Genomic DNA, 4765 nt, shown 5'->3' with positions numbered 1-4765 from the left:
CTTCCCGCCCGGTGCGGGAGGGGGCCTCGTCGACGTCGTTACAGCTCGACCGAGCGGCGGCGGGCGACCTCGGCGAGGGTGACCGCGGCGGCCACGCTGGCGTTGAGCGACTCCACCTCGGAGATCATCGGGATGCTCACGGTCAGGTCGCAGGTCTCGCCGACCAGCCGGGACAACCCGCGCCCCTCGGAGCCGACCACCACCACCAGCGGCCCGACAGCGGCCTCCAGGTCGTACAGGTCGGTGTCGCCGTCGGCGTCCAGGCCGACCACCATGAAGCCGGCGTCCCGGCACGCCTTCAGCGACCGGGTCAGGTTGGTGACCTGCGCCACCGGCACCCGCGCGGCCGCGCCGGCGCTGGTCCGCCAGGCGGTCGCGGTGATCCCGGCAGCCCGCCGCTCGGGTACGAAGACACCCTGCGCGCCGAACGCGGCGGCCGAACGGATCACCGCGCCCAGGTTGCGCGGGTCGGTGACCCCGTCCAGCGCCACCAGGAGCGGCGCCTGCTGCTCCAGGGCCGCGGCGACCATGTCCTCGAAGGGTTGGTACGCGAAGGGCGGCACCTGCAAGCCGACGCCCTGGTGCAGCACGCCGCCGGTCATCCGGTCCAGCTCGGCGCGGCTGATCTCCAGGTTGGCGATGCCCCGGTCGGCGGCCGTCCGGATGATCTCGTTGATCCGGTCGTCCATGTCGATGCCCTGGGCGACGTAGAGCGCCGTCGCCGGCACCTGGGCGCGCAGCGCCTCCAGCACCGGGTTGCGCCCGACCAGCAGCTCCGGGGTGTCCTTGGACGGGTTGGACTTGCGCCCCGGCGCGACCCGGGGACCGGTCCGGCCGGCGGTCGGCCGACCACCCCGACCCGCGGCGCCACCCCGACTCGCTGGTACGCCCCGGCCACCACCCTTGCCCCAGGTGGTGTCCTTGCTGCCCGGCTGACCGATCTTCGGGGCACGCCCCTCCTCGGCCGCCGCCCGGCGCTCCTTGTCCTGCTTCCAGGCGGTGCGCTGCGGCAGCTTCTCGGTGCCCGAGTAACCCTTGTGCCACGGCCGCTCGTCGGCGGGCAGAGTGCGCCCGCGTCCGGCGAGGGAGTCCTTGTTCTTGCCGCCGGTGCCCTTGGGGGCACCTGCCTTCGGCGTCAGACGCCGGCCACGGCGCTGCGAGTTGCCGGCCATCAGTCCTGCTCTCCAATAGTCCAACGGGGGCCCTGGGGTGTGTCCTCGACCACCACGCCGGCCAGCTTGAGCTGGTCGCGTACCGCGTCGGCGGCGGCCCAGTCCTTGCGGCCCCGGGCCTGCGCGCGCTGCTCCAGGGCCAGCGCGATCAGGGAGTCCACCACGGCGCGCAGATCGTTCGAGCTGCCGCCACCGGTCCAGGCCTCGTCGAAGGGGTCGATGCCGAGGATATCCAGCATCGCCCGTACCGCGGCCAGGGTGGTGCGGACGGTCACATCGTCGCCGGTGCTCAGCGCGGTGTTGCCGTCGCGCAGGTGCTGTTGCAGCACGGCCAGCGCGGCGGAGGTGTTGAGGTCGTCGTCCATGGCCGCGACGAAGCCGGCCGGCAGCTCACCGAGCTGCCCGGTGCCCACCCGCTCGGCGGCCCGCTGCACGAAACCCTCGATCCGCCGGTACGCGGTGGCCGCGTCGCGCAGCGAGTCCTCCGAGTAGTCGATCACCGAGCGGTAGTGGGCGGCGGCGTAGTAGTAGCGCAGCTCCACCGGCCGCACGCCGAGCGAAGCCACGTACGCCAGGTCGAGCGCGTTGCCGGCGGACTTGCCCATCTTGGCCCCGCCGATGCTGAGCAGCCCGTGGTGCACCCAGTAGCGGGCGAACGGCAACCCGGCCGCCTGGGACTGGGCGATCTCGTTCTCGTGGTGCGGGAACGTCAGGTCCAGACCACCGCCGTGGATGTCGAACTCCGGGCCGAGGTAGCGCCAGCACATCGCCGAGCACTCGATGTGCCAACCCGGGCGGCCCAGCCCCCACGGCGACGGCCAGTACGCGTCCGCCGGCTCGTCCGGCTTGGCGCCCTTCCAGAGGGCGAAGTCGCGCGGGTCACGCTTGCCCCGGTCGGGGGCGTCCCCCGCCGACTGCATCGCGTCCGGCGACTGACCCGACAGCGACCCGTACGCCGGCCAGGACGCCACGTCGAAGTAGACGTCACCGGAGCCGTCGGTGGCCGGGTACGCGTGCCCGTCCGCGATCAACTTCGTGATCAGCTCGTGCATCTCCGGGATGTGCCCGGTGGCGCGCGGCTCGTAGGTGGGCGCCAGCACGTTCAACGCCCGGTACGACTCGGCGAGGACCAGCTCGTTGGCGTACGCGATCGACCAGAACGGCCGACCCCGCTCCCCCGCCTTGACGAGGATCTTGTCGTCGATGTCGGTCAGGTTGCGGATGAACGTGACCTCGTAGCCGGCGGCCAGCAACCAGCGGCGCAGCACGTCATAGTTGACGCCGGAGCGGAGATGGCCGATGTGCGGCGGCGCCTGGAGGGTGAGACCACACAGGTAGACCCCCACCTTGCCGGCTTCCCGCGGGACGAAGTCCCGCACCGATCGGGTGGCGGTGTCATACAGGCGTAGCGTCACCGTACAAGGGTAGCCGTCCGCGCCTGTCCGGGCCCGCCGGTGCCGGGTCGTACGCTGCGTGCTGTGGATGAGACGGCGGGGTCCGGCCGGGCCGGGGAGACGTCCCAGACTCTCGACCGGGGTCTGCGACTGCTGCACCTGGTCGCCGACGCGCCGGCCGGGTTGACCGTCACCGAGGTGGCGACGCGACTCGGCATCGGCCGGGCGGCCGTCTACCGGCTCGTCGGCCCGCTGACCGGGCACGGCATGCTGCGCCGCGACAGCGACGGCCGGCTCCGCCTCGGCGCCGGGGTGCTGCACCTGGCCCGACGCGCCCAGCCGCTGCTCGCCGAGGGGGCGCTGCCCGCGCTACGCCGGCTCGCCGAGCAGGCCGGCGCCACGGCACACCTGACCGTGGTGGAGGGCGGCGAGGGCGTCGCCCTGGCCGTGGTCGAGCCGAGCTGGACGTCGTTCCACGTCGCGTACCGGACCGGGGCGCGGCATCCCCTGGACCGGGGTGCCGCGGGTCGGGCGATCCTGGCCGGTCGGGGCGGCGCCGCGGAGCCGGTGAGCAGCAGCGGGGAGCTGCAGTCCGGGGCGTACGGGGTGGCCGCGCCGGTGCTCGGCGTACCAGGTCTGGAGGCCAGCGTCGGGGTGGTCGCGCTCGCCCCGCTGGACGTCGACCTGATCGGCCCCCAGGTGCTCGCCGCCGCCACAGCCGTCACCGCCGCCCTCCGCTGACCTCCCCGCCGACCGCCTGGCGGCCTGAGGCTTGATCGACTCCAGATCGCCGACCTGGCGTCATCGCAAGCCTTGGATAGCGCCACAACGCCGAGCTGGTGATGATCTCGCCGTATAACACGTTCGTCAGGTTCTTGGCGGTTGTCCACAGGCACCTGCAGGGCGACCATCCGACGCTGTCCACAGGGGTATCGGCAGGTGCCTCGAGCGTCGGACGCTGGCCGCATGCCTCCGCACCCGCACCGGCCTCCGGCCCTTGCCTGGCAGGTTTTTCGTGGCTCCGCAGTCATTCGACAGGGCTTGATCACCAGACATCAGTTGCGCGGCTCGTCGTGGGTCCGACTTCGCCATGACGTGTACGCAGACGCGCGCCTCGAACGCACACACGAGCTGGCCTGCCGTGCCGCAACCCTTCGGCTACCGCCGCAGGCGATGATCGCCGGGCCCTCGTCAGCCTATCTGCACGGTATCGAGCACGCCGCCGGGTTCGACGACGACGTGCACGTGTTGGTGCCGAAGATCGCCCGCGTCGACTCTCAACGCGGCCTTCACGTGCACGTGGTCAATGGCGATCCCGCTGCGACGCCGAACCCCGCTCTGTCCATCGCGCGGCAGCCGGCCGTGGCGATGGACGCCCTGCCCGTCGCACGGCCGTCGACGCCACCGTCACCGCCGATGCCACCGCCCCGGCGGACGCCAGCGTCACCGCCGACGCCAGCGCCACCGTCCACGTCGATCAACGCACTGCCCGGCGAGCGGGGCGGTGCCACTCTCCGCCGAACCGATCCGGCATCTGCGGCGTGGGAGACGGCGGTCTGGTTGGATCCGCTGCGCGCGGTCGGAATTGTCGACTCGTTGCTCGCGACCGGTCTGACCACCCGGGCGGCGCTGGCCGCTGTCGCCGCCGCCAATGCCGACCGGCCCGGCGGACGACGCGCGTGCTGGATTTTCGACGTCGCCGATGCAGGGGCGCAGTCACCACCCGAGTCGCAGCTACGGGTGCGTCTGGTCCTGGGCGGGCTCCCCCGACCGGTCACCCAGCACCCGATCCGGCTGCCGGGAGGGCTCGTGCTCCATCCCGACCTGGCCTGGCCCGAGTTCCGGGTGGCGGTGGAGTACGACGGCCGATGGCACGCCGACCCCGAGCAACTGCACCGCGACCGCCGACGACTCAACCTTCTCGTTGGTGCGGGCTGGTTGGTGCTGCACGTGACGAGCAGGCGGCTCCAGAACGAGTTCCCTGCCGTGCTCAACGAGGTTCGGTCGGCCCTGATCTCCCGCGGCTGGCGACGCTGATCGCCCCAGGCTGTGATCGACTCCAGCTCGCCGACGTGGGGGTGTCCCGTCCACCTGATACAGCCATATCGGCGAGCTGGAGCCGATCACGACCGCGAGCGTGCCACCCGGTCGACGCGGAGGCTGGGATGACGGCGAGGCCCGGTCGACCCTGGTCGACCG

4 protein-coding genes are annotated in these 4765 nt (G+C 72.5%); 2 read left to right on the top strand and 2 right to left on the bottom strand.

Features of this window, described 5'->3' with window-relative positions; all coding sequences use genetic code 11:
* Positions 1-38: 38 nt before the first annotated feature.
* Positions 39-1172, bottom strand: coding sequence for a 23S rRNA (guanosine(2251)-2'-O)-methyltransferase RlmB (gene rlmB / locus AB0J68_RS27480; RefSeq protein WP_355064359.1), 1134 nt, complete (start codon positions 1170-1172; stop codon positions 39-41).
* The gene (cysS, locus tag AB0J68_RS27475; RefSeq protein ID WP_363941227.1) at positions 1172-2587 is read right to left on the bottom strand and encodes a cysteine--tRNA ligase; all 1416 of its coding nucleotides are present in this window, start codon (positions 2585-2587) and stop codon (positions 1172-1174) included. Before cysS ends, rlmB begins: the two co-directional genes overlap by 1 nt.
* 63 nt (positions 2588-2650) lie before the next feature.
* Between cysS and AB0J68_RS27470 the strand changes: the two genes are divergently transcribed.
* Both AB0J68_RS27470 and AB0J68_RS27465 read left to right on the top strand, forming a co-directional pair.
* Positions 2651-3307: a helix-turn-helix domain-containing protein gene (locus AB0J68_RS27470; protein ID WP_354857394.1), complete on the top strand. Its 657-nt coding sequence runs from the start codon at positions 2651-2653 to the stop codon at positions 3305-3307.
* Positions 3308-3739: 432 nt separating this feature from the next.
* A complete protein-coding gene (locus AB0J68_RS27465) occupies positions 3740-4603 on the top strand; it encodes a DUF559 domain-containing protein (protein WP_363941225.1) in 864 nt (287 codons plus the stop codon).
* Positions 4604-4765 lie beyond the last annotated feature (162 nt).

Origin of the sequence: Micromonospora sp. NPDC049580, from assembly GCF_040675595.1 — a bacterium.
In the GTDB taxonomy this organism is placed as follows: Bacteria; Actinomycetota; Actinomycetes; order Mycobacteriales; family Micromonosporaceae; genus Micromonospora.
This window is presented reverse-complemented; position numbering and strand designations above follow the sequence as displayed.

Bases quoted from the DNA above. Each gene is read 5' to 3' on its own strand.
- rlmB (WP_355064359.1), bottom strand. From the start codon at position 1,172: ATGGCCGGCAACTCGCAGCGCCGTGGCCGGCGTCTGACGCCGAAGGCA.
- AB0J68_RS27465 (WP_363941225.1), top strand. From the start codon at position 3,740: ATGATCGCCGGGCCCTCGTCAGCCTATCTGCACGGTATCGAGCACGCC.